Source organism: Pedobacter sp. MR2016-19 (assembly GCF_014947265.1).
Taxonomy (GTDB): domain Bacteria; phylum Bacteroidota; class Bacteroidia; order Sphingobacteriales; family Sphingobacteriaceae; genus Pedobacter.
On the sequence record NZ_JADCNK010000008.1, the window covers coordinates 1 to 22,161 of the forward strand.

The window sequence follows — 22,161 nt, forward strand, 5'->3', positions numbered from 1 at the left end:
ATAGTATAGTATAGTATAGTATAGTATAGTATAGTATAGTCGAAGGTCCATGACAAATTAAGTTTCCGTGCTTCTGTGTTTCCGTGGCAAAACTATTAAAAACTAGTGTCTTAGCGAGACGCTAAGGCCAGTATAGAGACATTTTTTAGGATTTTGTCATTTTGAGTATAACGAAGAATCTCTGCATTCCTTTGTTGCAACTTTGGAAAAGCACTGACAGAAAACTTTCTATTATTAAAAGATTCTTCACTGCGTTCAGAATGACAGAGAAAATGATGGCAGGAAAAACTACGGCCATAAAAAAAGTGCCTGGCGATTAACCAAACACTTTATAAAATCCATAATTAAGCTGGGAATAATAAAATCAATTAAGCCTCATACTTTTTAAAAATAGTACTGGCGGTGTGACCGCCGAAACCAAAAGTGTTATTTAAAACGTAGTTAATCTCTTTTTTAATACTTTCTCCTAGCACGAAATTCAATCCTTTTGGAATGTTTTCATCCAGGTTTTTAGTATTAATGGTAGGTGGCACCACATTATCTCTGATTGATAAAATACTGATTACACTTTCTACCGCTCCTGCTGCTCCAAGTAAATGACCTGTCATCGATTTTGTTGCGCCAATCACAACCGGAAATCCTTTAAAAACAGTGTTAATTGCCTGCAGCTCACTCAAATCACCCAATCCGGTTGAAGTGGCATGCGCATTAATATAATCGATTTTATCGGCAGTAATTCCGGCATCTTTCAAAGCTTTAGTCATACCCAGGGCCGCACCGATTCCATCTGGAGGTGTTCCGGTTAAGTGATAGGCATCAGCGGCCATTCCGCCACCAACAATCTCGGCATAAATATGTGCACCGCGCTGTAAAGCATGTTCCAGCTCTTCCAAAACCAAAGCACCTGCGCCTTCACTCATCACAAAACCATCTCTATCTTTATCAAAAGGTTTAGAAGCCCCCTGAGGATCGTCGTTATTTTTTGATAGCGCCTGGGCGGCATTAAATCCACCCACAGATGATTTGGTTAAGGCTGCTTCAGAACCACCTGCAATCATTACGTTTGCTTTACCTAAACGAATGGTATCAAAAGCATTAATAATGGCGGTATTAGACGATGCACAAGCCGATACTGTACAATAATTTGGTCCACGTAACTTATGGCGGATAGAAATGGCTCCGGCAGCAATATCAACGATCATTTTCGGGATAAAATAAGGGTTAAACCTCGGTGTTCCATCTCCGGCATGAAATTCTTCCAACTGTGATTCAAAAGTACCGATACCACCGTTTCCGGTTGCCCAGATTACCCCAACTTCTGCCAATTGCCCATCATTCATGGTACTAAAATCCAATCCGGCGTCTTTTATCGCCTGATCACTCGAGCCGATAGCATATTGCGTAAAAAGGTCGTACTTTTTAATCTCTTTTTTCTCCAGGTATTCTTCAGGATTAAAATCTTTTACTTCACCTGCAAATTGCGTTTTAAATTTACTCGAATCAAATTTTGTAATTGGGCCAATGCCACTTTTTCCAGCTAATATTTGTTGCCAAAATTGCTCAACAGTATTGCCAAGCGGGGTTATCGCACCTAAACCTGTTACTACTACTCTTTTCATTTTATTGTTTTTTAGTCAATTCCCCTGGATAAAATCAACCGTTAACTATCCAAAAGGCATTTTAATATAGCAGGAATAGCTACAAAAGCCCTATCGTTTCATTAAGATTGAGTAAACACAGGATTTACACTTAATGGCGCGAAAGTAACAATTCCTATATTCAAAACCGTCATCTAAATGGAAACAACAATTTCTTTTGCTTTCCTGCTATATCATTTTATTGCTCAACAGAATCGATCCAGGCTTTTCTATCTGCATTCATCACATTTAAAGCATCAACTGGCGACTGCCTGAACAGTTCATAAATTTTAGCCGTATCACCTACCCTGATTTCAAATTCATCATTAGCTAAAGCGGCCAAAAGCTCATCGGCTACAACCGAAGGTTTAATTCCGTTATGTCCTCCTATTTCTTTTGAAAATTCGGTATCAACCAATGGTGGCATTAATTCGAATACTTTTACGGAGGTCTCTTCTAAACTCAATCTTAACGAAGTGCTGTAAGAATGTAGTGCTGCTTTACTTGCTGCATAAGTGGGTAGAGTGATCCCTGGAACGTACGCTACGATAGATGAAACGTTTACAATAGCTGAAGTTTCTTGCTGTTTTAGCACGGGTAATAACTTTTGATTAATCCTGATTATGGACAGGTAATTGGTTAACATTTCATCTTCTGCGTGAGCAAAAGCATCCTGGTTTGGATCGGCTAAATTGTAGAGCAATGCTCTTCCAGCGTTATTGATCACGATATTCAATTGAGGAAATTCTGCTTTGATTCGGGTTACCAATTGATCCACATCTTCAGCTTTGCTCACATCAGAAAGAATAGTAGTTACATTTTGTAATGATGCAGCAGTTGCATCCAGCCTTTCCTGGTTTCTGCCGGTAATAATTACATGGTTATCCAAAGCTGTTAATTGTTTTGCGATTTCTAAACCGATGCCAGCTGTTCCGCCGATCAATAAAACGGTATTTTGTGAAGTTTTCATTTTTATATTTTTTTTTAAAATTTTAAGATTAAACAAGTACTCAGGGCATGAGTCAGCGGAAATTTATGACCGCTCATGGCTTCAGATAATCAATACCGTTCATCTGTAGCGCTTCCTTTGCTCCTCTAATGGGATATTCCCAAGTTATTATTCTAGTTATTTACTCTGTAAAATACCAATCGGTATATTTTGATTTAAAATTTTTTAGCCGAGGCTTTCAACATATTTTTTTAGTGAGCCCATAATGAGGTTCCAATATTCCGTTTTTGAGGTCAGCTTAGAAATCATGATGCCCCCTTCTACCATAGCAATAATGGTTAAAGCAATCTGTTCCGGATGTTGATCTGCATTAATTTCTTTCCTGGCAATACCAACTTCAACCAGTTTGGAAATTTTGTTTTTCCAATCTAAAACAGCTTTTAACACTCTTCCACGTAATTCGGGGTGGGTATCGTCAGCATCAATTGCGGTATTCAAAACCGGGCAACCTCCTTCTGATAGTGAGCCATCCATAAATTTTTGATAAATACTAATGTATACTAAAAGCTTATCCTTTATGCTGTTCTGCCTATTCATTTCAACGTCTATCGTTGATGAAACATTTTTCAGGTTATAATCAAAAGCTGCTAAGGCCACTTCATCCTTATTGGCGAAGTTGCCATAAATGCTCCCCTTAGTTAAGCCTGTAGCAGCAGTGATATCATTTAAAGAAGTACCCGCATAACCTTTCATATTAAAAATCGGCGCGGTTTTCTCTACAATGAAATTTCTCGTTTTTTCTGCTTTGGTCATATTGTTCTGAATTGACGATGCAAATATATACCAATCGGTATATTAATTCCAAATTGTTTTATCACCAGAATCTCCTTTTCGCATGAAGCTATTATCAATTAATGTATACTAAAGAAAAAGTGCATTATTTGTTTTACGTTTGAATTTTGTAACTTTGATTTATGAACAAACCAGAAAGCATCGAAGACTTTTATCAGAATAAATTTAGTTTCCTGCCCGATAATTTACAAAACGGTGTTGGACACTTTAACGTTTTTAAACTGGAAGATTGTTTAAGGGACGACTCAAAACCGATGAGTTATAACCGAAGGGATTATTATAAGATCTGCCTTACCCGTGGTCATAATGTATACCATTATGCCGATAAGAGTATCGAAATTAATGGCACTGCACTCATTTTTTTTAATCCGTTGGTACCTTATACCTGGGAACTCGCCACTGGCAATAAAAGTGAAGTAACGGGTTATTTCTGCATTTTCACTGAAGCTTTTTTTAAGGAAAAGATCCGTGGAAACATTGGTGATCTGCCCATGTTTACGCCTGGGGGAAAACCTGCATATTTTTTAAATGAGCAGCAGGACAAACAGATAGAGGCTATCTTCGGTAAAATGTTTGATGAAATCAACACCGATTATGTGTATAAGTACGATCTCCTTAGGAATTACATTACTGAAATTACCCACTTTGCTCTAAAAACTCAGCCATCAGAAAGTTTATTCAAGCATACCGACGCCAATACCAGGATTACTTCTGTATTTACAGAGCTGCTGGAACGCCAGTTTCCGATTGAAACTACCACGCAAAGGCTTACCATGCGCTCGGCCAAAGATTATGCCGCACAACTTTCGGTACATGTAAACCATTTAAACCGGGCCATTAAAGAAACTACTGGTAAAACCACCACAAACTATATTACAGATCGTTTATTGAGTGAAGCAAAGGCTTTACTGAAGCATACGGACTGGAATATATCAGAAATAGGTTATTGCCTGGGATTTGAGGAACCTACCCATTTTAACAACTTTTTTAAAAAACTGACCAACCATACCCCTACTTCTTATCGGATTGTTTGAATTTCGTAATCATAAGTTTGATTAACGTAATAAGCTGAAGCCATTTGTACTGTAATTTTGTGTTAAGAAAAAAAAGAAAATTATGGGCATGAAAAAAGTTTGGTTTATTACCGGAGCTTCAAAAGGCTTAGGATTAAGTTTGGTAAATCAATTGCTGAAAGCTGGCCAATCTGTTGCGGCTACTTCAAGGAATATTGATGAACTTAAAAAAGCTGTAAATGCAGATACGGGAAAATTCCTTCCACTGGCTGTTAACCTGGCCGACGAACAAAGTGTGGAGGACGCAATAAAAGCGACCATTGCAAAATTCGAAAGAATAGATGTTGTGATTAATAACGCAGGTTACGGCATCGGAGGCAGTATTGAAGAATTGAGTGATTCAGAAACGCGCAACAGTTTTGATGTAAATGTTTTCGGAACATTAAATGTCATCAGAAAAGCCTCACCTTATTTAAGGGCACAACGTTCGGGGCATATCATTAATATCGCATCAATTGCAGGTATTGCTGGCGCAACCGGCTGGGCAGTATATGCAGCAGCAAAATCGGCTGTGATTGCATTATCAGAAGTATCGGCCGAAGACCTTAAAGAATTTGGTATAAAAGTAACTGTGGTGGCTCCTGGCGCATTCAGAACCAGTTTCTTAACCGCTGATTCGTTGGTGTTGGCAGCAAATCCAATTGCCGAATATGAAGAAGTTCGGGCAATACACAGCAAATACCTAAAAATGGACGGTCAGCAGGTCGGCGACCCTGAGAAAGCCGCGGCAGCAATGATCTCGTTGACAAGCATGCCTAATCCACCGGTACATTTACTATTGGGAAATGATGCTTTTCAAAGGGCAAACACTAAGATTGAGGCTTTAACAAAAGAGTTTAAAGACTGGAAAGCCATCACGATTTCGACGGATTTTGACAATTAATTATGGGCTAATAGAGAATTAGCATTCCAAACGGCTACAGTTCCGAAGTATTTTGGGGCTGCCTGCCAATCAATTCATTTCATTCTAAAAAAAAATATCATGGAAAATCAAAAAGTTTGGTTTGTAACAGGCGCGTCCAAAGGTCTGGGATTAACCTTAGTAAAAACATTATTACACAATGGCATTAATGTTGCCGCAACTTCAAGAAATTTAAACGATTTAATCAAAGCGGTTGGAGAACACGAAAACTTTTTACCTTTAAGCGTTGATTTAATCAATGAAGAAAGTGTAGAGACTGCAGTGAGTCAAACAATTAGTAAATTTGGTCAGGTAGATGTGGTGGTAAACAATGCAGGCTATGGCATGCTTGGTGCGTTGGAAGAGTTAAGCGATAAAGAATCGCGCCAAAACTTCGATGTAAATGTTTTTGGTTCGTTAAATGTAATCCGGAAAGTGCTTCCTCAATTGCGGAAGCAACAATCTGGTCATATTTTCAATATTTCCTCTATTGGTGGATTTTCTGGGAATTTCCCTGGCTTCGGAATCTACTGTGCCACAAAATTTGCAGTAGTTGGCTTTACGGAGTCATTAGCGGCTGAAGTAAAATCAATGGGGATCAAAGCAACAGTTGTAGAGCCGGGCTATTTCAGAACAGCGTTTCTTACAGAAGGATCGTTAGCAGTACCAGGTTCGCCAATTGATGCTTATAAAGAGGTACGTGACTCGCAAGCGGCACATCAAAACGACATCAATAATCAACAGCCAGGCGATCCGGCCAAAGCAGTTGAGGTAATTATTGAAGCTGCAAAAAGTGAAAATCCACCGCTTCATTTATTCTTAGGCCCTGATGCTTATCAGGTAGCTGATGCAAAAATTGCAGATGTACAAAGGGATATGGCGAATTGGAAATATCTGGCGACCGCCACTAATTTTGACGAGGTTGGTGCTTAGTATGAACATAAAATAGTCGTCATTTCGAGCGGAGCGCAGCGAAGTCGAGAAATCTGTCTGGATAGATCTTTCTATTTCAATGCGTTTCAGTCGAGATGACGATTATATCTTATAATTCAAAATATCTTCTCCTAAACCACTTTGCCACGTTAACCAACGCAATCAAAGCTGGTACTTCAACCAACGGACCGATTACCCCAGCAAAAGCCTGTCCAGAATGAATTCCAAATACACCAATGGCCACAGCAATTGCCAGCTCAAAATTATTGCCTGTAGCCGTAAATGCAATAGCGGTGCTTTTGCTATAATCTGCACCAAAATATTTGCCAGCAAAGAAGCTGATCACAAACATTACCACGAAATAAATAACCAATGGCAGGGCAATTCGCAGCACATCCATTGGGATGTGCACAATTAATTCTCCTTTTAAACTGAACATTACCACAATGGTAAAAAGCAGCGCGATTAAGGTTATCGGAGAAATCATTGGGATGAAAATTGAGCGGAACCACTCTTCTCCTTTCCATTTAACCAGTATTTTCTTACTTAAAATGCCCATTAAAAATGGAATGCCCAGGTAAATACCCACACTTTTTGCAATCTCTACAATAGAAATTGATACAGCCAAGCCTTTTAAGCCGAATAAAGGAGGCAAAATGGTAATAAAGAAATAGGCGAATACACTATAAAGCAATACCTGAAAAATACTGTTCAGTGCGATTAAGCCTGCAGCGTATTCGCGATTACCATCGGCCAGTTCATTCCAAACCACCACCATGGCAATACACCTGGCTAAACCGATCATAATTAAGCCAACCATGTATTCAGGATAATCATGTAAAAATACAATAGCCAGGAAAAACATCAGAATTGGGCCGATTACCCAGTTTAAAATGAGTGATGTGCTTAATATTTTTACGTTTTTAAATACTTCACCTAAATTCTGATATTTAACTTTTGCTAAAGGAGGATACATCATCAGGATCAATCCGATGGCCAAAAGAATGTTTGTACTCCCGCTCGAAAATGAATTGATCAAGACTGCTGATGATGGGAACAAAAAGCCTAAGCCCACTCCCAATAACATGGCTAAGAAAATCCAGAGCGTTAAATAACGGTCTAAAAAACTTAGTTGTTTTCTTTGAGCTGCAGGTGCACAAACGTTTACTGACATATTAGCCTTTTAAGTTTTTGTTTACAAAATCTTCCATATAAACCTTTACGAGATTTCTCGTCTTTCTAAATTCGGCCATGATTTCTTCATCGGTACCTACGGCTTTAGCTGGATCGGGAAAATTATGGTGTAGTTTTATGGCCTGTGTTGGGAAATATGGACAGCTTTCTTTCGCGTGGTCGCAAACGGTAATCACATAATCGAAAGGCACATCAAAATACTCCTCAATATTGTTAGATGTTTGGCTGGAAATATCGATTCCATCTTCGGCCATTATTTTTATTGCTCTTGGGTTAACGCCATGAACCTCAATCCCGGCACTAAAGATTCTGGCATTATTTTGAGCAAAGTACTTTAAATACCCCTCCGCAAGTTGACTACGGCAACTATTTCCGGTGCAAAGCACCAATACATTTTTCATGAATATAAATTTTATTAATTAACAACAACCACTACCTGGTGTACAGCTGTTTTGATCAGCAGTTAGATTAACCAATTTGATCTTTCCTTTTTCAGTTTGCGCAGGTGCGCAACATTCTTCACCGGTTTCTGTGGTGCCGCAACTTCCGCCGCGACTAATGGCTTTGCATTGTGTGGCATCGGGTGTTAGATCAATAACCAAGTTATCACCATCAACTATAAACTCAGCCGGAAACATCTGTCTGGTATCAAATTCTGAATTACCAAATTCGATTTTCACAATACCTTTGGGGTTTAAAGGCAGTTTACTTTCTACCACGTTGATAATTGACAATGCTTTTTTCACCTGCATCGCCCTGCCCTCTTCCTCTTCTGTAGGCTCCCATAACTGCACAATAATTTCTGTCCATGCATTCATTACCCCTCCGCAATCTACTGAGGTAATTGGTGCCTGTTTAATTTCAGTAACATGATAATTGGCATTTACCCACTTATCAGTAGCATATTGGAACTGCAACAGCAATTCTGGGTATTGTAGAAGTTCAGCTTTGAAGCCGCTCCATTCCATTGAGGTTTTATTAATCATAATATTGCAATTTAACGATTGATTTATATAAAAAATTTTAACAGCAGTTTTGTTCGCCTTTATAAGAAGCAAAGAAATCGCCCAATTGATTTTGAAGTAATTTCCAAATTTTAGGCTCAATACAGTAACAGATACTCACTCCTTCTATAGTACCCTGTATAATGCCGGCATTTTTAAGCTCTTTTAAATGTTGAGAAATGGTCGCCTGTGCTAAACCCAATTCATCAACCAGATCACCACAAATACACGTATTTGATTTCAGGATACGCTGAAGAATGGCTATCCGGGCAGGATGTGCCATCGCTTTTAGCAAAGCTGCCATTTGATTTTGCTCTTCGGTGAAGATTTCAGTTTTTGTAAGTCCCATAATTTATATCGCAATATTACGATAGATAAATCAGATATCAAAATTATTTTACACTAATTATTTTCTGCCACGGAAACACGGAAGTCACGGAATTGGCATTAAGCTTTTATCGGTTTGGTGTTTAGCGTTGGGGAGATTAAATCTTGCGTCGGTTTTAGCCTCCAGGCTATTAACCATGAATTATCAAATTATTGACCAATGAAACAAAAAAAACCGTCGACCAATAAAAGCCGCCGGTTTAATTTGTACAGGGATGAGAAAATTATTTCTTCGGTTTCGAGCTCATGTAAAAAGTAAGCTTTCCACCGTTGGTGATATCTGAGTGTTTAATTTTATGATCGGTAATTTCTTTGCCGTTCAATAAAACTTTTTCTACATATACATTTTTATCGCTTTGTTTGATGGCTTCAACAGTAAATGTTTTGCTGTTCTCTAAATTAATTACAGCATTATTAACCAAAGGACTGCCTAAAGAATATACATCAGAACCTGGTGCTACCGGATAAAAACCTAACGAAGAAAACATATACCAGGCACTCATCTGGCCACAGTCATCATTTCCACCCAAACCATCAGCAGTAGGTTTGTACTGCATGTTTAGGATGTGGCGGATCTGCGCCTGTGTTTTCCATGGCTGGTCGGTCCAGTTATAAAGGTAAGCGATATGGTGTGCAGGCTCATTACCATGCACATATCCACCAATAATACCTTCGCGCGTAATATCTTCTGTATGTGCAAAAAACTCATCAGGTAAATGCATCGTAAATAAAGTATCTAAACGCGTTGCAAATTTCTTTTTGCCGCCCATCATTTCAATCAGCGAAGCCGGATCCTGTGGAACAAAGAAACTGTAATTCCAGCTGTTGCCTTCAATAAAGCCTTGTCCTTCGGTATCTTTTGGATCAAATTCCTTTTTAAAAGAGCCATCTGCCAATTTAGGGCGCATGAAACCAGTAGCACTGTCATAATTATTTTTCCAGTTGTTAGCACGTTTGATAAACTCATCATAAACATCCATACGGTTTAATTTCTTTGCCAATTGCGCAATAGACCAGTCATCGTAAGAATATTCTAAGTTATTGGAAACAGAAATACCCGATTTTTCTGCAGGGATATAACCCTTATCCATGTAATAGCCAATTCCTTCATAGTCAAGGTGTTTTGCAGTTGCAATACAGGCATCCAATGCTTTGTTTGCATCGCCATTGTAGGTGCCCTTAATAATTGCATCAGATATTACAGAAACACTATGGTAACCACTCATGCACCAGTTATCGTTGGCATAATGCGACCAAATTGGCAACATGTGCAAACTACTCTGATCGTAATGCGCCATCATCGATTTCACCATATCATTACTACGGCTTGGTTGCATAATATTAAAGAATGGATGTAGGGCGCGGTAAGTATCCCAAAGTGAAAAAGTGGTATAATTGGTAAAGCCTTCAGCTTTATGTACCCCTTGGTCTAAACCTTTATACTCTCCATTAACATCGGTATACGTTGTTGGATTGATAAAAGCATGATATAAAGCGGTGTAAAAGTTTATTTTATTATCTTTAGAAGTAGTTACCTGTATTTTATTCAATTCTTTATTCCAGGTAGCCTGTGCCTGAGCTTTCACTTTTTCGAAATCCCAGCCAGAAATTTCTGCACGCATATTCTGCAAAGCATTTTCCTGGCTAACTGGCGATAGCGCAAATTTAATTTTAATCTTCTCTCCTTCTTGAGTATCAAAATCGAAGAACATTTTTAACTTCTTGCCTGCAATTTCAGGGAAGTTCTGTTCCTGGTTAAACTTTCCCCAAAAACCTCTGTAAGCCTGTTTAGCATCGTAACTTTTACGTCCATAGCTTTTAAAAGATTTAGAAAAACTCATTGCAAAATAAACTGTTCTGGTTCTCGCCCACCCATTGGTTTGACGGTAACCGGTAATTAGCGTATCATTCACAACACGAACGTAAGTCCACACGGTTTTTTCTTCGTAATTGTAAATACCAGCCATCAGGTCCAAAATAATATGCGATTGATCCGATTTAGGGAAAGTATATTGATGCATTCCTACCCTTGTGGTTGAGGTTAATTCGGCGGTAATGTTATCATCGTCCAATTTCACTTTGTAATAACCTGCCTCTGCAACCTCATTGACATGAGAAAATGCAGAACGATAACCGCCTTTTGGATTTGATGCCGTACCAGGATTCAATTGTAATTTACCTTGCGTAGGCATAATCAGAAAGTCACCTAAATCTGAGTGACCCGTACCACTAAAATGTGTATGACTAAAGCCGGTAATGGTTTTATCCTCATATTTATAACCTGCACAATATTTATATACATCGCCATTGTATTTTCCGTTTACTTCGTAGGATAAAGTATCTGTTTCGGGGCTTAGCTGAACCGAGCCAAATGGAACTGTTGCACCAGGATAGGTATGCCCCATTTTAGATGTACCAATAATGGGCTTAACATACTGCACCAGGTTCTGCTGTGCCGAAGTAATAAGGGCTGATAGCAAAAGACAAGGCAGGATAATTTTTTTAATCATATCTGTTTTAAAATTTAGCTTGTTTTGTTGAAAATTCTAAGGTATTAATTTATCTTCAAATATGCATAAAACATAAAACTAAAACGTTTAATTAAGGCAAAAAAATACATTTTAGATTATTGAACATGCCATTTATTATCGCTTTAAACCACACAGGCTTTTATAACCTGCGAGTTTTTGAGCTAAAGAAGTCAAGTTTTATATGCACCACACTATTTTAAACTTTACTTCTTTTATTTTTAGGCCAAATAGTTTACTAAAAAAGCTTTTTTCTCTGCTATGGAACACCGAACTGCTCATTTTTAAAAAATATTGACCACCTAAGCCACCTTAGCACATCTAAGTAACCGCTTTTTACAAGTAACTGACTTGCCTTAAATAATTTCAGCTAAATAAACCTTATTTTTGCATCCAATATTTTTAAGATGAGTAAACACGGTAGAATTCTGGTTGCCATGAGTGGCGGGGTTGATAGTTCGGTAGCGGCTGTAATGTTGCACGAGCAGGGTTATGAGGTTATTGGCTTAACTATGAAGACCTGGGATTATGCTACTTCTGGTGGGAGCAGTAAGGAAACTGGCTGTTGCTCATTAGATAGCATCAATGATGCCCGTACGCTTGCAGTAAACTATGGTTTTCCGCATTATATTTTAGATATCCGTGATGAATTCGGCGATTATGTAATCGATAATTTTGTTGATGAATACCTTGCCGGAAGAACGCCAAACCCATGTGTATTATGCAATACACACATTAAATGGGAAGCGCTTTTAAAACGTGCCAATAAACTGGATTGCGAATTTATTGCAACCGGGCATTATGCCAATATCCGTCAGCAAGACAGCGGCCGTTATGTAATTTCGAAAGGAAAAGACGAAAATAAAGATCAATCTTATGTACTGTGGGGTGTTTCGCAAGAAAACCTCTCGCGAACCAAATTCCCGTTGGGCAGCTTTGCAAAATCTGATATCAGACAGATGGCTTTAGATATGGGGCAAGAGGAACTGGCAAAAAAATCGGAGAGTTACGAAATCTGTTTCGTACCTGATAACGATTACAGGGCTTTTTTAAAACATAAAGTAGAAGATTTAGAAGACAGAGTAGCCGGCGGAAATTTCATTTTAAGTAATGGAATGGTTGTTGGACAACATAAAGGCTATCCTTTTTATACCATCGGGCAACGTAAAGGTTTAGGTGTTGCCTTTGGCGAACCTATGTTTGTAACGCAGATCCTGCCAGAAAGCAATACCGTAGTTTTGGGTAAAGCTGAGGAACTTGAACGTCGCGAAGCAATGGTACGCAACATTAACCTGATAAAATATGCGAGCATTGAAGAGCCAATGAATGATGTGATTACCAAAATCCGTTATAAAGATGCGGGTATGTTAAGTACAATTGTTCAGGAAAAAGATAAAATGCGTGTGGTTTTCGATCATAATGTTTCAGCAATAGCACCAGGTCAATCGGCGGTATTTTACGAAGGGAATGATTTATTGGGTGGTGGGTTTTTAGTTTAATAGATTGTCAATTCTTCTTATTGAGCATTAATATAATAAGGTGGCGACTCTACATCTAAGCGGTCGTCATTTCGAGCGGACCCGAAGGCTCTTCGAAGCAAAATCTGTCTAGATAGATCTCTCCATTCCGATGCGCTTCAGTGGAGATGACGATCTTTTTTTATAAAAGTATTTCATAACTATTCACTTCCCTTAAAAACATTAACAGAAGCTGTTTTCCAATGGATGTAACCTAAATTACCACAGGTTTGCGCAACAAAGTTTTCTACATCTTCCGGCACATCATTAACAACTCGCCATCTAATCTTATATTTTGGGTTGTAACTGATATACACCACCAGATCGTCACTACGTTGCCCGATGGCTTGTAAATGTTGCAAATGGATATCCTGTAAATCTGCGGCAGCAACTCTCAATCTTTCATTCATGATTTTACCTAATGAAAGATCTGGTCTAAAATCTGTTTCGAATATGGCTAAAACGGTAACGGTCATATAAAAAATAAATATATCAGCAAACAAAACCAAGTTAGAAGCTTTTTGTTTAAAATCATCTTTTAAATACAAAGAGTTATCTTGAAATTCTTTGTATTCTGTTACTTCAAAAGCAAATCTATACTAAAAAAATTAGTATCAAAATTTATTTTTATATTTTTTTTAGTCAACATGAAAATTATAGAAATGCATGACACGGGCGATGAGGAAGGTTAATAACTCCAATATTGTGTATAACTATCTTAAACATCTGATAGCTAGGTGAGTTATCCATATAATAAAAGTAGAGCTTATGAAAAAGTGCATCTATGTAGTGGAAGACAATCCGAGTATCAGAGAAATTATCGAATTTTTATTGATCGAAGAACTTTATGAGGTAAAGACCTGCCCTAACACCAACGATTTTTGGTTTCAAATGAGCAGGCACCTGCCAGATATGGTAATTCTTGACATTATGTTACCGGATGGAAATGGGCTGGACATCTGCAATACCCTCAAGCGAAATATTAAAACACATGATATTCCGGTCATGATGATGTCGGCCAATAACCACTTGAACGCAGTGAAGTCCAAATGTGATGCAGAAGATTTTATCAATAAACCTTTTGATCTGAATGATTTTGCCAGCAGGGTTGATAAATATTTAGCAGCGTAATTTTTTAATTCAAAGTCATTAGTTCACAGTCTTTAGTCGATTATTTAATTTTACTAATGGCCAATGAACTAATGACTAATTAACCATCTAAATTGATATACTTTCGATTGCTTTATCCAAAGCCACTTCCTTTAAATCAGGAATGCTTACGCCTTCTGCGCGATATGCGGTAATATCGGTCATGCCCATAAAACCAAGAACCGATCTTAAATAAGATTCTGTAAAATCATAAGGTTTCATTGGTCCTTCTGAATACACACCACCGGAAGAAATCGCCAGGTATACTTTTTTGTTTTTTACCAAACCTTCAGGGCCTTTTTCTGAGTAGCTGAATGTTTGACCGGCACGTGCAATATGATCGATCCATGCTTTTAAAGTAGAAGGAATGCCGAAATTATACAACGGCGCACCGATTACAATCACATCAGCATCTTTAAGTTCGGCAATGGCCTCATTCGAATGTTTTATCGCTTCCGTAAATTCTGCCGTGTGATTTTCTTGCGGTGTAAAAAAAGAATTGATGTGTACCTCTTCCAAATGGGGAAATGGGGTATTGGTAAGATCATGTGTAGTTAAAGTGCTTTCAGGATTTGCGGCCTGTAATTTTTCAACAATCGCATTTCCCAATTTAATACTGAAAGATGCTTCGCCCCTCGGGCTTGATATAAGATGTAATATTTTCATTTTTTTGCCTTTTTATGTCTGGCAAAATTATAGATACGAAGTATCAAAAAGCTATTACTATACCAAAGGATAGCGCTATCCTTTGGTATAGTAGCAATTTCTTTCCATAAAAAAGGACCTATTTAAGCGTTAAATACTGTTTCTGATTTAACAACAAATTTTTTAATTCATTATAATTTACGTCCTGAATATTGACTTTATGATCTATTGCGAAAGAGGCAGCAGTAGCAGCTGATTCGCCCAGGATCATAAATACAGGCTCCATCCGTACAGATCCGTACGCAATATGTGATGATGACAAACAAACAGGCACCAATAAATTTTTACATTCGGTTTTCCTGGGTATAATGGCCTGATAGGAAATACTGTAGGGTTTCGGTGCGCTCACCCCGATATCACCTTCATTTTGCACATATCCTTCGGCGGTTACATACCGTTGTACATTGTGAGAGTCTAAGGCATAAGACCCCATCCCTATCGGATTTAGCACTTCTTTTTTGCCGAGCACTTCGTTCTCCGTCATTACGAAATCTCCTATCATTCTCCTGGCTTCCCGTACATAAAGCTGATAGGGCCAGTTTCCGTTATCTTTAAATTCATCTTTTGCCAAACCCCATTTTCTAACCTGTTGCTGAATTTTTTCGGGCATCCGCGGATCGTTGGCCATGAAGTACATTAATCCTTTTTGATAATTTTCGTGGGCTTTAATAATTTCTTTGCGCTTTGTGTAGTCTGCTTCAGGATAGGCATAATTCATTCCGATGAAATCGGTACTAAATGGTCCGTGGTTATTGGTATCTGTTTTATGGTTCGGAATAGGATCGTATTTATTAAAAAGCTCATTCCAGCCAGTGCTAAATACCCTTAACAGCAACTCGTAATCCCTGGCATTGTAGCGGTCTGGTTTCGGGAATTCAATTTTGTTTTCTGGTTGATCAGTCAGGCACATCCGGTAGCAATAGGCCTGAACTTTATGGTCTGCTGTTCCGTTCGGCCCAGGTTGAGCAGTAGAAATACCCGGTAAAAGGCCGCTTGTTTTATCTCCGGGAATTTGATAAGGATCAATATTATTTTTAAAATAATGCCCATGCTGAAAAACCAGTACCTGTACCCCATTCCACTTTTCATTATAGGTCTGGTTTGCTTCCCTGCCCACATGATAGCTTACTTTAGCTGCAGCCATTAAATCGCCTTCATAAGTGGCATCGATATACATTTTTGCATTAAAAATTTTGCCAGATAAGGTTTTGATACTGATAATCTTACCATCTTTCATCTTTACTCCCTGTTTTCGCTCCAGCCATTCATTGCGGTAAATTTTTAATTTATTTTCTTTGACAAAGTCTTCCATAACCTGCTCAGCAACATGAGGCTCGAAAATCCACATGGTCCGATCTTTCCCATCAATAGCAGGTGTGCCTTGTCCTTTATTGCCATATTCTTCTTTTTTCTGCCATTCCCAGGCACTAGATTGCTGGTAATGCTGATAAACTTTCTGATAAAATGTTCTGGCAAGGCCACCAATTACTGATTTGTCTCCCGTGTCGGTAAAACCTAACCCTGAAGATGATAAACCACCTAAATGCCGGTCGGGTGAAACTACGATAACGCTTTTACCCATCTTGGCAGCCCGTACGGCTGCAATTATACCTGTTGATGTTCCACCATAGATTACAATATCTGCCTGATGGTGTTCCGCTCCAGGCTTAGCATAAGCCGTAAAAAAGATTGAGCACAGGGATATGAAGCATAAGACAATTTTCTTCGTTGGTATGAGGAGTATTTGCAAACAAAACCTACAGCATTTACTATAAATTTCTGCATATTGGGTTTCACTTTCTCGTTGTGAAAGGACTAAAAATCCTACATCTGAAAAACTTTTTGCTGGCAACATATATTGGTTAGGTTTAAACAAATATATTAATTATTTAAACTTGCAAATCCAGTATAAATCGATTTTATTATAGTAAAAGGGCAAAATTACCATACTAAATAACTTAAAACTATTGTTTAGCCAGGGCCTGAATCTGTTTTAAATGTTTTTTTAATACTGGTAAATATTTATTGGCATATGCTTTAACCGCAGGATCAGTAGACTGCGTTGCCCTTTCAAATAAAGAAACCGCATTTTGATGATCGGCAACAATCATCCCAACATAAGCTTTATCGAATGAAGCTCCACTTAAATTATTTAATTTTTCAATCGCATTGGTCACGTCAGCTTCAGTAGTACCATTCGCAGTTATTTTCGCCAGACCTGTATTGCCTGCTTCACCTCCGGCATTTTTGGTTCTTGAAGTATCCCGCATGTTCTCAGGTGATGAATCTACCCTTCCATCTGGTCGCAGTTCACCTTCTGGCCTGCTCATTGGTAAATTGACTTTCTTAAGTTTTGCCAATGCTCTTAATTCTTCATTGCCCTGGTATGATCATCAACCATCATCTTGCCAAATGCCTTGATCTTTTTATCTGTTGCTTTCTCTGCCGCAAGTTTCCCGGTCAATACCTCTTTCATTCCTGCTATTGCCGCTTGTTGCAAAAATTGCGCAGTGGTTAACGTGTCTTGTTGGTGAGTATAATCAGTTGACATTGAATAATGCCAATCAGCTTTTGCAATTGCATTAAATGAAGTAGCTGAAATTATCATTCCCACTACTGCTATTTCCCTGGTATTGAAACGGTTTTTCATGATTAAGTAATTAAGGTAAAACGCATTAATAGAACCTGGTTAAGACATGAAAAGTTTGAATAATAAATCTCATTATTTAAAAAGGTACAACACCAGGGGTTTAAGATTTTAAATTTTCACTAAACTTAATCCAATTTTATCCTGTTCTATTATAAAAAACATATACTATGGAAAATCAAGAAAACAACCAACCAGAAGAAGAAATTCAAAATATTGAACAATTCCAGATCAACCGTTCGGAGGGAAATGCAGCCGATGGTCATGCTACTCCTGATCCATCTGAAGATAATGAATATACAGAGGATGAGGTGCAATTTGCTGATGGAGAAGGCACACAATTAAACGAAGAAATTGAAGATCCGGAAGACAAAGAAGATGATGCTGAAACAGAAACAGATGACTATAATGAATCAGATATAGAAGAACTGGATAAAGATCCAAATGCCTACGATAAGGAAGATAGTGAAATGTTATAAGCCAATCATTTAGTTTAAAAAAGGTGCCAGATTTTAATAGTCTGGCATTTTTATTTAAACAGAGATGAACCGCAGTATTTGCAAAAAAGGGCATCACTATCGTGCCCTTCCCTGCTACAACCCGGACACGATTCTGGCATTTCTTTTTTATGTTTTGCAGCCATAGCAATATCGTGGGTAATGATTCCGGTAGGAACAGCAATAATGGCATAACCAATTAACATCACAACGGAAGCTACAAATTTACCTAATGGCGTAATAGGCGAAATATCGCCATAGCCAACTGTGGTTATGGTTACAATTGCCCAATAAATGCTTTCGGGGATGTTTGAAAAACCATTTTCCCTTTTTTCTACCAAATACATAATCGAGCCAAGAATTACGGTGATGGTTAAAACAGTTAACAGAAAGATACTGATCTTTCGAACACTGTTTTTTAAGGCTTGGGTTAAAAAATTAATTTCCGTTAAAAAATGCCCGAGTTTAAAAATCCTGAAAACACGCAGTAATCTTAACGCTCTAAAAACCAACAAAGATTGTGCGCCAATAAAAAATATACTTAGGTAAGATGGTAATAAGGCAATCAAATCTATGATACCCAAAGGACTGATGACATACCTGATTGGTTTGCGGATACTCACCAACCTTAAAATATATTCGATGGTGAAAAGTGCGGCAAAAATCCATTCCATGATATTGAACAGCTTACCATAATGTTGGTGGATACCAACAACACTATCAAGCATTACCACAATAATGCTTGAAAATATCGCAATTAATAACCCAACATCAAAAGCTTTACCCGCAGGTGTATTCGATTCGTAAATAACTTCGTGCAGTTTAAAACGCCAATCTTTAGGTGAATCTGATGCCATAATTTTTCAAGTAGTTTTAAAGGTAACAGAAATTACCCATTTACCACTTCTCCACCATTAACATGTATTACCTGCCCTGTTATAAAAGAAGCATCTTCAGATGCAAGAAATACATAAGCAGGGCCAAGTTCTGAGGGCTGTCCTGCCCTTTCCATTGCCGTTTCACTCCCAAAAGATTTGATCTTTTTTTCGTCAAAAGTAGATACAATGAGTGGTGTCCACACAGGTCCGGGTGCCACCGCATTTACACGGATCCCTGTTTTGGCTAAATTTGTAGCGAGCGAACGGGTAAAAGATGTTATTGCACCTTTAGTTGAAGAATAATCGATCAGGTTTGGCGAAGAGCGATATGCCGTTACTGAAGTGGTATTGATAATGCTATCGCCTGCCTGAAAGTGTTTCAATACTTCATCTGCAAAATAAAAATAACCGAATATGTTGGTACGGAAAGTATCTTCCAGCTGTTTTTCATCAATTTTTTGTGGGTCTTTTTGTGGGATCTGCATTCCCGCATTGTTGACCAAAATATTGATCTTTCCAAATTTTTTGACGGTTGCTTCGACAGCTTTTTTGCAAAACGTTGTTTTTTTAACATCACCTTTAATCAGCAAACAGGTTTTACCTTCAGCTTCAATCATTTTCCGGGTTTCCTCTGCATCAATATCTTCATCTAAATAAACAATGGCTACATCAGCACCCTCCCTTGCAAAATGAACCGCTATTGAACGGCCAATGCCGCTATCTCCACCGGTAATGAGCGCAACCTTATCATTCAATTTTCCGGCCCCTCTGTAATTTGTTTTAATTACTTCTGGTCTTGGATCCATCTTCGCTTCTATGCCTGGTTGTTTGTTCTGTTTAGCAGGTGTTTTTTGAGTTTTCATAGCTTATTAATTAAAATTCCTTGCTGTTGCCATTTAAACAAGAATTGCATCATCAAAGTTTTTATAAATCGAAAATGAGCAAGACGAATGAGTTTTAGAACCTGTTCATTAAATATGGAATGTCTAAAGACAAATAAAACATATTCCGATTTTCATTTATATAAAACCTAAATAACAGAAATGAGTATATACCCTTAAAACGGTTGAAAATGTATTAATCTTGCTGACATTAAATAATTGATCAGGATAAACTTTATCATTATTTAATGATAGATGCTAGAGATGTTCAAGGGAACCCCGGATCGAACTGATATCTACAGGTTATAAAAATGAAAATAATGAAATAATCTGGAACCGGGAATATATGCCAGTACCCAAATGGTACGATCTAAATTAAATCAGGCTAAACATATTAGGGGCAGTTGATGTTAAATTATTTATGAAGTTTGTTTTGCTATTACTTTTATTCTGCTCTTTTTATGCGAAATCCTTTGCTCAATATGCTGATAGTACCAATTACCATGTTCTACTTACTTCAGCCGGATCGATTAACCGAACCAATGAAGACCGTGCTTATTTGTTGAATAATGCACTAAATTTTGGACTTAAAAAGAAAAGTTTCGTATTAAATTCAACTACCGCATGGCTTTATGGTAAACAGAACAACAGTTTAACCAATAACGATTTTTCTACTACCTTAAATTTTAACCTGTATAAAACCTTCCCTGATTTTTATTATTGGGGTTTGGTGAATTATAATACCAGCTATTCCTTAAAATTAAAAAATCAGTTGCTTGCTGGTGGTGGAATCGCCTATAGTATTTTAGATAAAGAAAATGCATATATAAACATTAGCAATGGGGTACTTTTCGATCAAAGCAGTTTAATTGTGGGTGATAGTTACCACACCTATAGAAATTCGTTAAGGTTACAATATCATTTTATAATCAAAAACCTGATTACTATTGATGGAAATCATTTTTTGCAGAATTCCTTCTCCAGAAAAGGTGATTACATTATCCGTTCATCGGCAACTCTTGGATTAAAACTTCGCAAGTGGATTAGTTTAACTACAGCATTAAACTATAACAAACTGAATATTACCAGGAGCGAAAACCTGAACCTTACTTATGGGTTAACACTTGATAAATATTTTTAGATAAGTCCAGAGAAGGTAGTGTGAAGCCTTGAGTATAATAAATAGTCTTTGTTATCCTGAATGCAATGAAGGATCTCTCACGTTGACCCGATAACCGTTTACCAAGTTTTTACCATGTAAGAAATATAAGATCATTTAAGTTCTTAATTGATGATTAATTCAGAATTGATAACCAATTTAAACACTTACACCATTAGCTGACCATTAAGAAGTTAAGAGAGTTAAGGTTTTAGCAATCGCTATAAGCAACCTGTTTATCAGGCAATAAGCCTTCTGAGCTTTTAGCATCATTTAACCGGTTAAACCAATGACAATTGAACTAATGAATCTATTTACGCCGACAACAATTCTGCCTGATTCAGGTTCGCATAGGCTTTAGCCTGCACTACATTACCAATGATAATAATGGCCGGGTAAGTTAAACCAGCGTTTTCTGCAGATTGCTGTAAATGCTGCACCGGACATACTACTTGCTTTTGATTGGGTAAGGTAGCGTGCTGAATAATTGCGGCAGGCATGTCACCTAAGCCCGCATCCGAATAGGCTTTAGAAATTTCGCCAACTTTTTTCATACCCATATATATTACTACTGTAGCCGAACTTTTCATGGCACATTTTAAATCGTTGGTTAAACTTCCATCCTTTTTAGTTCCGGTAAGTATCCATACACTTTCGCTAATTCCACGGTGCGTTAAGGGCACATCAATAAAACCTGCCCCTTGCATACTACTTATACCTGGAACATAATGACATTTGATCCCTCTGGCCTCTGCATAAATTAATTCTTCGAATCCTCTACCGAAAATAAAAGGATCTCCACCCTTTAAACGCACCACTACCTGGTAATTTTGGGCATTTTCGACAATTAATTCATTTATTTTCTCTTGTGGGGTGTATTTTCCATAGGGTTGCTTGCCAACATAGATCATTTTACATGTTTTCGGAGCAATTTCGAGCAATTTTTCATTACTTAAGTTGTCATAAAGAATAACTTCTGCTCTTTTTAATACGTTAAATGCCTTCATTGTGATTAATTCCGGATCTCCAGGACCTCCGCCCATTATAAAAAGTCCAAAATCAGTAGTTTTTTGATTCATGATTTTAATGATTTAACTATTTAAATATAAAAGTGATGAAAATTTATTAAAAAGTTAAATATTTTATGATAAAAATCATTCTTTATTAACTTTTAAGCAATTAAAATATATATTTGTATATCAAAAATCATATAAATATTAAAATATATAATTTGATAATGATTATTTAATGATAAAAACATCAAAACAAA

At 37.6% G+C, this 22,161-nt stretch carries 23 protein-coding genes; 7 read left to right on the forward strand and 16 right to left on the reverse strand.

The window, feature by feature from the left end; translation table 11 throughout:
- Nucleotides 1-368: 368 nt before the first annotated feature.
- The 3 genes from fabF to IM793_RS12235 all read right to left on the reverse strand — a co-directional run bounded on the left by fabF (nt 369) and on the right by IM793_RS12235 (nt 3,399).
- The gene (gene fabF / locus IM793_RS12225; protein ID WP_193421699.1) at nt 369-1,619 is read right to left on the reverse strand and encodes a beta-ketoacyl-ACP synthase II; all 1,251 of its coding nucleotides are present in this window, start codon (nt 1,617-1,619) and stop codon (nt 369-371) included.
- A 217-nt stretch (nt 1,620-1,836) separates the two neighbouring features.
- Entirely contained in the window at nt 1,837-2,607 is a 771-nt protein-coding gene (locus IM793_RS12230; RefSeq protein WP_193421701.1) for an SDR family oxidoreductase, read from the reverse strand.
- 204 nt (nt 2,608-2,811) lie between these two features.
- Nucleotides 2,812-3,399: a TetR/AcrR family transcriptional regulator gene (locus IM793_RS12235; protein WP_193421703.1), complete on the reverse strand. Its 588-nt coding sequence runs from the start codon at nt 3,397-3,399 to the stop codon at nt 2,812-2,814.
- 161 nt (nt 3,400-3,560) lie between these two features.
- Between IM793_RS12235 and IM793_RS12240 the strand changes: the two genes are divergently transcribed.
- The 3 genes from IM793_RS12240 to IM793_RS12250 all read left to right on the forward strand — a co-directional run bounded on the left by IM793_RS12240 (nt 3,561) and on the right by IM793_RS12250 (nt 6,345).
- A complete protein-coding gene (locus tag IM793_RS12240) occupies nt 3,561-4,472 on the forward strand; it encodes an AraC family transcriptional regulator (protein ID WP_193421705.1) in 912 nt (303 codons plus the stop codon).
- Nucleotides 4,473-4,560: 88 nt separating this feature from the next.
- Complete coding sequence (locus IM793_RS12245) at nt 4,561-5,394, forward strand: SDR family NAD(P)-dependent oxidoreductase (RefSeq protein WP_370629784.1); 834 nt, start codon at nt 4,561-4,563, stop codon at nt 5,392-5,394.
- 99 nt (nt 5,395-5,493) lie between these two features.
- On the forward strand, nt 5,494-6,345 hold the full coding sequence (locus tag IM793_RS12250) for an SDR family oxidoreductase (RefSeq protein ID WP_193421709.1): 852 nt from the start codon (nt 5,494-5,496) through the stop codon (nt 6,343-6,345).
- Nucleotides 6,346-6,454: 109 nt separating this feature from the next.
- Here the strand turns inward: IM793_RS12250 and arsB are convergent, their stop codons facing one another.
- From arsB to IM793_RS12275, 5 genes are all read right to left on the reverse strand, one after another.
- Entirely contained in the window at nt 6,455-7,519 is a 1,065-nt protein-coding gene (gene arsB, locus IM793_RS12255; protein ID WP_193421711.1) for an ACR3 family arsenite efflux transporter, read from the reverse strand.
- Nucleotide 7,520: 1 nt separating this feature from the next.
- Nucleotides 7,521-7,940 carry an arsenate reductase ArsC gene (locus IM793_RS12260; RefSeq protein ID WP_193421713.1) on the reverse strand — a complete coding sequence of 140 codons (420 nt, stop codon included), beginning with the start codon at nt 7,938-7,940 and terminating at the stop codon, nt 7,521-7,523.
- Between the two features lie 18 nt (nt 7,941-7,958).
- Nucleotides 7,959-8,525 (reverse strand): DUF6428 family protein, encoded by a 567-nt coding sequence (locus IM793_RS12265; protein ID WP_193421715.1) that lies wholly within the window; start codon nt 8,523-8,525, stop codon nt 7,959-7,961.
- A 37-nt stretch (nt 8,526-8,562) separates the two neighbouring features.
- Nucleotides 8,563-8,892: a helix-turn-helix transcriptional regulator gene (locus IM793_RS12270; RefSeq protein WP_193421717.1), complete on the reverse strand. Its 330-nt coding sequence runs from the start codon at nt 8,890-8,892 to the stop codon at nt 8,563-8,565.
- Between the two features lie 262 nt (nt 8,893-9,154).
- Complete coding sequence (locus IM793_RS12275; RefSeq protein WP_193421719.1) at nt 9,155-11,440, reverse strand: GH92 family glycosyl hydrolase; 2,286 nt, start codon at nt 11,438-11,440, stop codon at nt 9,155-9,157.
- Between the two features lie 425 nt (nt 11,441-11,865).
- On the opposite strand from IM793_RS12275, the gene mnmA reads away from it, so the two are divergent.
- The gene (mnmA, locus tag IM793_RS12280; RefSeq protein WP_121284999.1) at nt 11,866-12,957 is read left to right on the forward strand and encodes a tRNA 2-thiouridine(34) synthase MnmA; all 1,092 of its coding nucleotides are present in this window, start codon (nt 11,866-11,868) and stop codon (nt 12,955-12,957) included.
- A 179-nt stretch (nt 12,958-13,136) separates the two neighbouring features.
- Here the strand turns inward: mnmA and IM793_RS12285 are convergent, their stop codons facing one another.
- Entirely contained in the window at nt 13,137-13,451 is a 315-nt protein-coding gene (locus IM793_RS12285; protein WP_121285167.1) for a hypothetical protein, read from the reverse strand.
- 292 nt (nt 13,452-13,743) lie between these two features.
- Between IM793_RS12285 and IM793_RS12290 the strand changes: the two genes are divergently transcribed.
- Nucleotides 13,744-14,106 carry a response regulator transcription factor gene (locus IM793_RS12290; RefSeq protein ID WP_132401998.1) on the forward strand — a complete coding sequence of 121 codons (363 nt, stop codon included), beginning with the start codon at nt 13,744-13,746 and terminating at the stop codon, nt 14,104-14,106.
- A gap of 87 nt (nt 14,107-14,193) precedes the next feature.
- On the opposite strand, the gene IM793_RS12295 is transcribed toward IM793_RS12290, so the two are convergent.
- The 4 genes from IM793_RS12295 to IM793_RS12310 form a co-directional block, all read right to left on the reverse strand.
- Nucleotides 14,194-14,790 (reverse strand): FMN-dependent NADH-azoreductase, encoded by a 597-nt coding sequence (locus IM793_RS12295; protein ID WP_193421721.1) that lies wholly within the window; start codon nt 14,788-14,790, stop codon nt 14,194-14,196.
- 118 nt (nt 14,791-14,908) lie between these two features.
- A complete protein-coding gene (locus IM793_RS12300; protein ID WP_227256234.1) occupies nt 14,909-16,579 on the reverse strand; it encodes an FAD-dependent oxidoreductase in 1,671 nt (556 codons plus the stop codon).
- A 214-nt stretch (nt 16,580-16,793) separates the two neighbouring features.
- A complete protein-coding gene (locus IM793_RS12305; protein WP_193421726.1) occupies nt 16,794-17,159 on the reverse strand; it encodes a DUF4142 domain-containing protein in 366 nt (121 codons plus the stop codon).
- A gap of 35 nt (nt 17,160-17,194) precedes the next feature.
- Nucleotides 17,195-17,479 (reverse strand): DUF4142 domain-containing protein, encoded by a 285-nt coding sequence (locus IM793_RS12310; RefSeq protein ID WP_193421728.1) that lies wholly within the window; start codon nt 17,477-17,479, stop codon nt 17,195-17,197.
- Between the two features lie 167 nt (nt 17,480-17,646).
- Here IM793_RS12310 and IM793_RS12315 point away from each other — a divergent pair, with 167 nt between their 5' ends.
- A complete protein-coding gene (locus IM793_RS12315; protein ID WP_193421730.1) occupies nt 17,647-17,955 on the forward strand; it encodes a hypothetical protein in 309 nt (102 codons plus the stop codon).
- 50 nt (nt 17,956-18,005) lie between these two features.
- On the opposite strand, the gene IM793_RS12320 is transcribed toward IM793_RS12315, so the two are convergent.
- Nucleotides 18,006-18,830 carry an ion transporter gene (locus tag IM793_RS12320; RefSeq protein WP_132402014.1) on the reverse strand — a complete coding sequence of 275 codons (825 nt, stop codon included), beginning with the start codon at nt 18,828-18,830 and terminating at the stop codon, nt 18,006-18,008.
- 32 nt (nt 18,831-18,862) lie between these two features.
- Entirely contained in the window at nt 18,863-19,714 is an 852-nt protein-coding gene (locus IM793_RS12325; RefSeq protein ID WP_193421733.1) for an SDR family oxidoreductase, read from the reverse strand.
- Between the two features lie 439 nt (nt 19,715-20,153).
- Here IM793_RS12325 and IM793_RS12330 point away from each other — a divergent pair, with 439 nt between their 5' ends.
- The gene (locus IM793_RS12330; RefSeq protein WP_193421735.1) at nt 20,154-20,873 is read left to right on the forward strand and encodes a DUF481 domain-containing protein; all 720 of its coding nucleotides are present in this window, start codon (nt 20,154-20,156) and stop codon (nt 20,871-20,873) included.
- A 332-nt stretch (nt 20,874-21,205) separates the two neighbouring features.
- Here IM793_RS12330 and cobA read toward each other — a convergent pair whose 3' ends face one another.
- Entirely contained in the window at nt 21,206-21,970 is a 765-nt protein-coding gene (gene cobA / locus IM793_RS12335) for a uroporphyrinogen-III C-methyltransferase (protein ID WP_193421737.1), read from the reverse strand.
- Nucleotides 21,971-22,161: the final 191 nt, after the last annotated feature.

What these genes read in the sequence shown, in the direction of transcription:
- fabF (WP_193421699.1), bottom strand. Translation starts at nt 1,619, where the DNA reads ATGAAAAGAGTAGTAGTAACAGGTTTAGGTGCGATAACCCCGCTTGGC.
- IM793_RS12230 (WP_193421701.1), bottom strand. Translation starts at nt 2,607, where the DNA reads ATGAAAACTTCACAAAATACCGTTTTATTGATCGGCGGAACAGCTGGC.
- IM793_RS12235 (WP_193421703.1), bottom strand. Translation starts at nt 3,399, where the DNA reads ATGACCAAAGCAGAAAAAACGAGAAATTTCATTGTAGAGAAAACCGCG.
- IM793_RS12240 (WP_193421705.1), top strand. Translation starts at nt 3,561, where the DNA reads ATGAACAAACCAGAAAGCATCGAAGACTTTTATCAGAATAAATTTAGT.
- IM793_RS12245 (WP_370629784.1), top strand. Translation starts at nt 4,561, where the DNA reads ATGAAAAAAGTTTGGTTTATTACCGGAGCTTCAAAAGGCTTAGGATTA.
- IM793_RS12250 (WP_193421709.1), top strand. Translation starts at nt 5,494, where the DNA reads ATGGAAAATCAAAAAGTTTGGTTTGTAACAGGCGCGTCCAAAGGTCTG.
- arsB (WP_193421711.1), bottom strand. Translation starts at nt 7,519, where the DNA reads ATGTCAGTAAACGTTTGTGCACCTGCAGCTCAAAGAAAACAACTAAGT.
- IM793_RS12260 (WP_193421713.1), bottom strand. Translation starts at nt 7,940, where the DNA reads ATGAAAAATGTATTGGTGCTTTGCACCGGAAATAGTTGCCGTAGTCAA.
- IM793_RS12265 (WP_193421715.1), bottom strand. Translation starts at nt 8,525, where the DNA reads ATGATTAATAAAACCTCAATGGAATGGAGCGGCTTCAAAGCTGAACTT.
- IM793_RS12270 (WP_193421717.1), bottom strand. Translation starts at nt 8,892, where the DNA reads ATGGGACTTACAAAAACTGAAATCTTCACCGAAGAGCAAAATCAAATG.
- IM793_RS12275 (WP_193421719.1), bottom strand. Translation starts at nt 11,440, where the DNA reads ATGATTAAAAAAATTATCCTGCCTTGTCTTTTGCTATCAGCCCTTATT.
- mnmA (WP_121284999.1), top strand. Translation starts at nt 11,866, where the DNA reads ATGAGTAAACACGGTAGAATTCTGGTTGCCATGAGTGGCGGGGTTGAT.
- IM793_RS12285 (WP_121285167.1), bottom strand. Translation starts at nt 13,451, where the DNA reads ATGACCGTTACCGTTTTAGCCATATTCGAAACAGATTTTAGACCAGAT.
- IM793_RS12290 (WP_132401998.1), top strand. Translation starts at nt 13,744, where the DNA reads ATGAAAAAGTGCATCTATGTAGTGGAAGACAATCCGAGTATCAGAGAA.
- IM793_RS12295 (WP_193421721.1), bottom strand. Translation starts at nt 14,790, where the DNA reads ATGAAAATATTACATCTTATATCAAGCCCGAGGGGCGAAGCATCTTTC.
- IM793_RS12305 (WP_193421726.1), bottom strand. Translation starts at nt 17,159, where the DNA reads ATGAGCAGGCCAGAAGGTGAACTGCGACCAGATGGAAGGGTAGATTCA.
- IM793_RS12310 (WP_193421728.1), bottom strand. Translation starts at nt 17,479, where the DNA reads ATGAAAAACCGTTTCAATACCAGGGAAATAGCAGTAGTGGGAATGATA.
- IM793_RS12315 (WP_193421730.1), top strand. Translation starts at nt 17,647, where the DNA reads ATGGAAAATCAAGAAAACAACCAACCAGAAGAAGAAATTCAAAATATT.
- IM793_RS12320 (WP_132402014.1), bottom strand. Translation starts at nt 18,830, where the DNA reads ATGGCATCAGATTCACCTAAAGATTGGCGTTTTAAACTGCACGAAGTT.
- IM793_RS12325 (WP_193421733.1), bottom strand. Translation starts at nt 19,714, where the DNA reads ATGAAAACTCAAAAAACACCTGCTAAACAGAACAAACAACCAGGCATA.
- IM793_RS12330 (WP_193421735.1), top strand. Translation starts at nt 20,154, where the DNA reads ATGAAGTTTGTTTTGCTATTACTTTTATTCTGCTCTTTTTATGCGAAA.
- cobA (WP_193421737.1), bottom strand. Translation starts at nt 21,970, where the DNA reads ATGAATCAAAAAACTACTGATTTTGGACTTTTTATAATGGGCGGAGGT.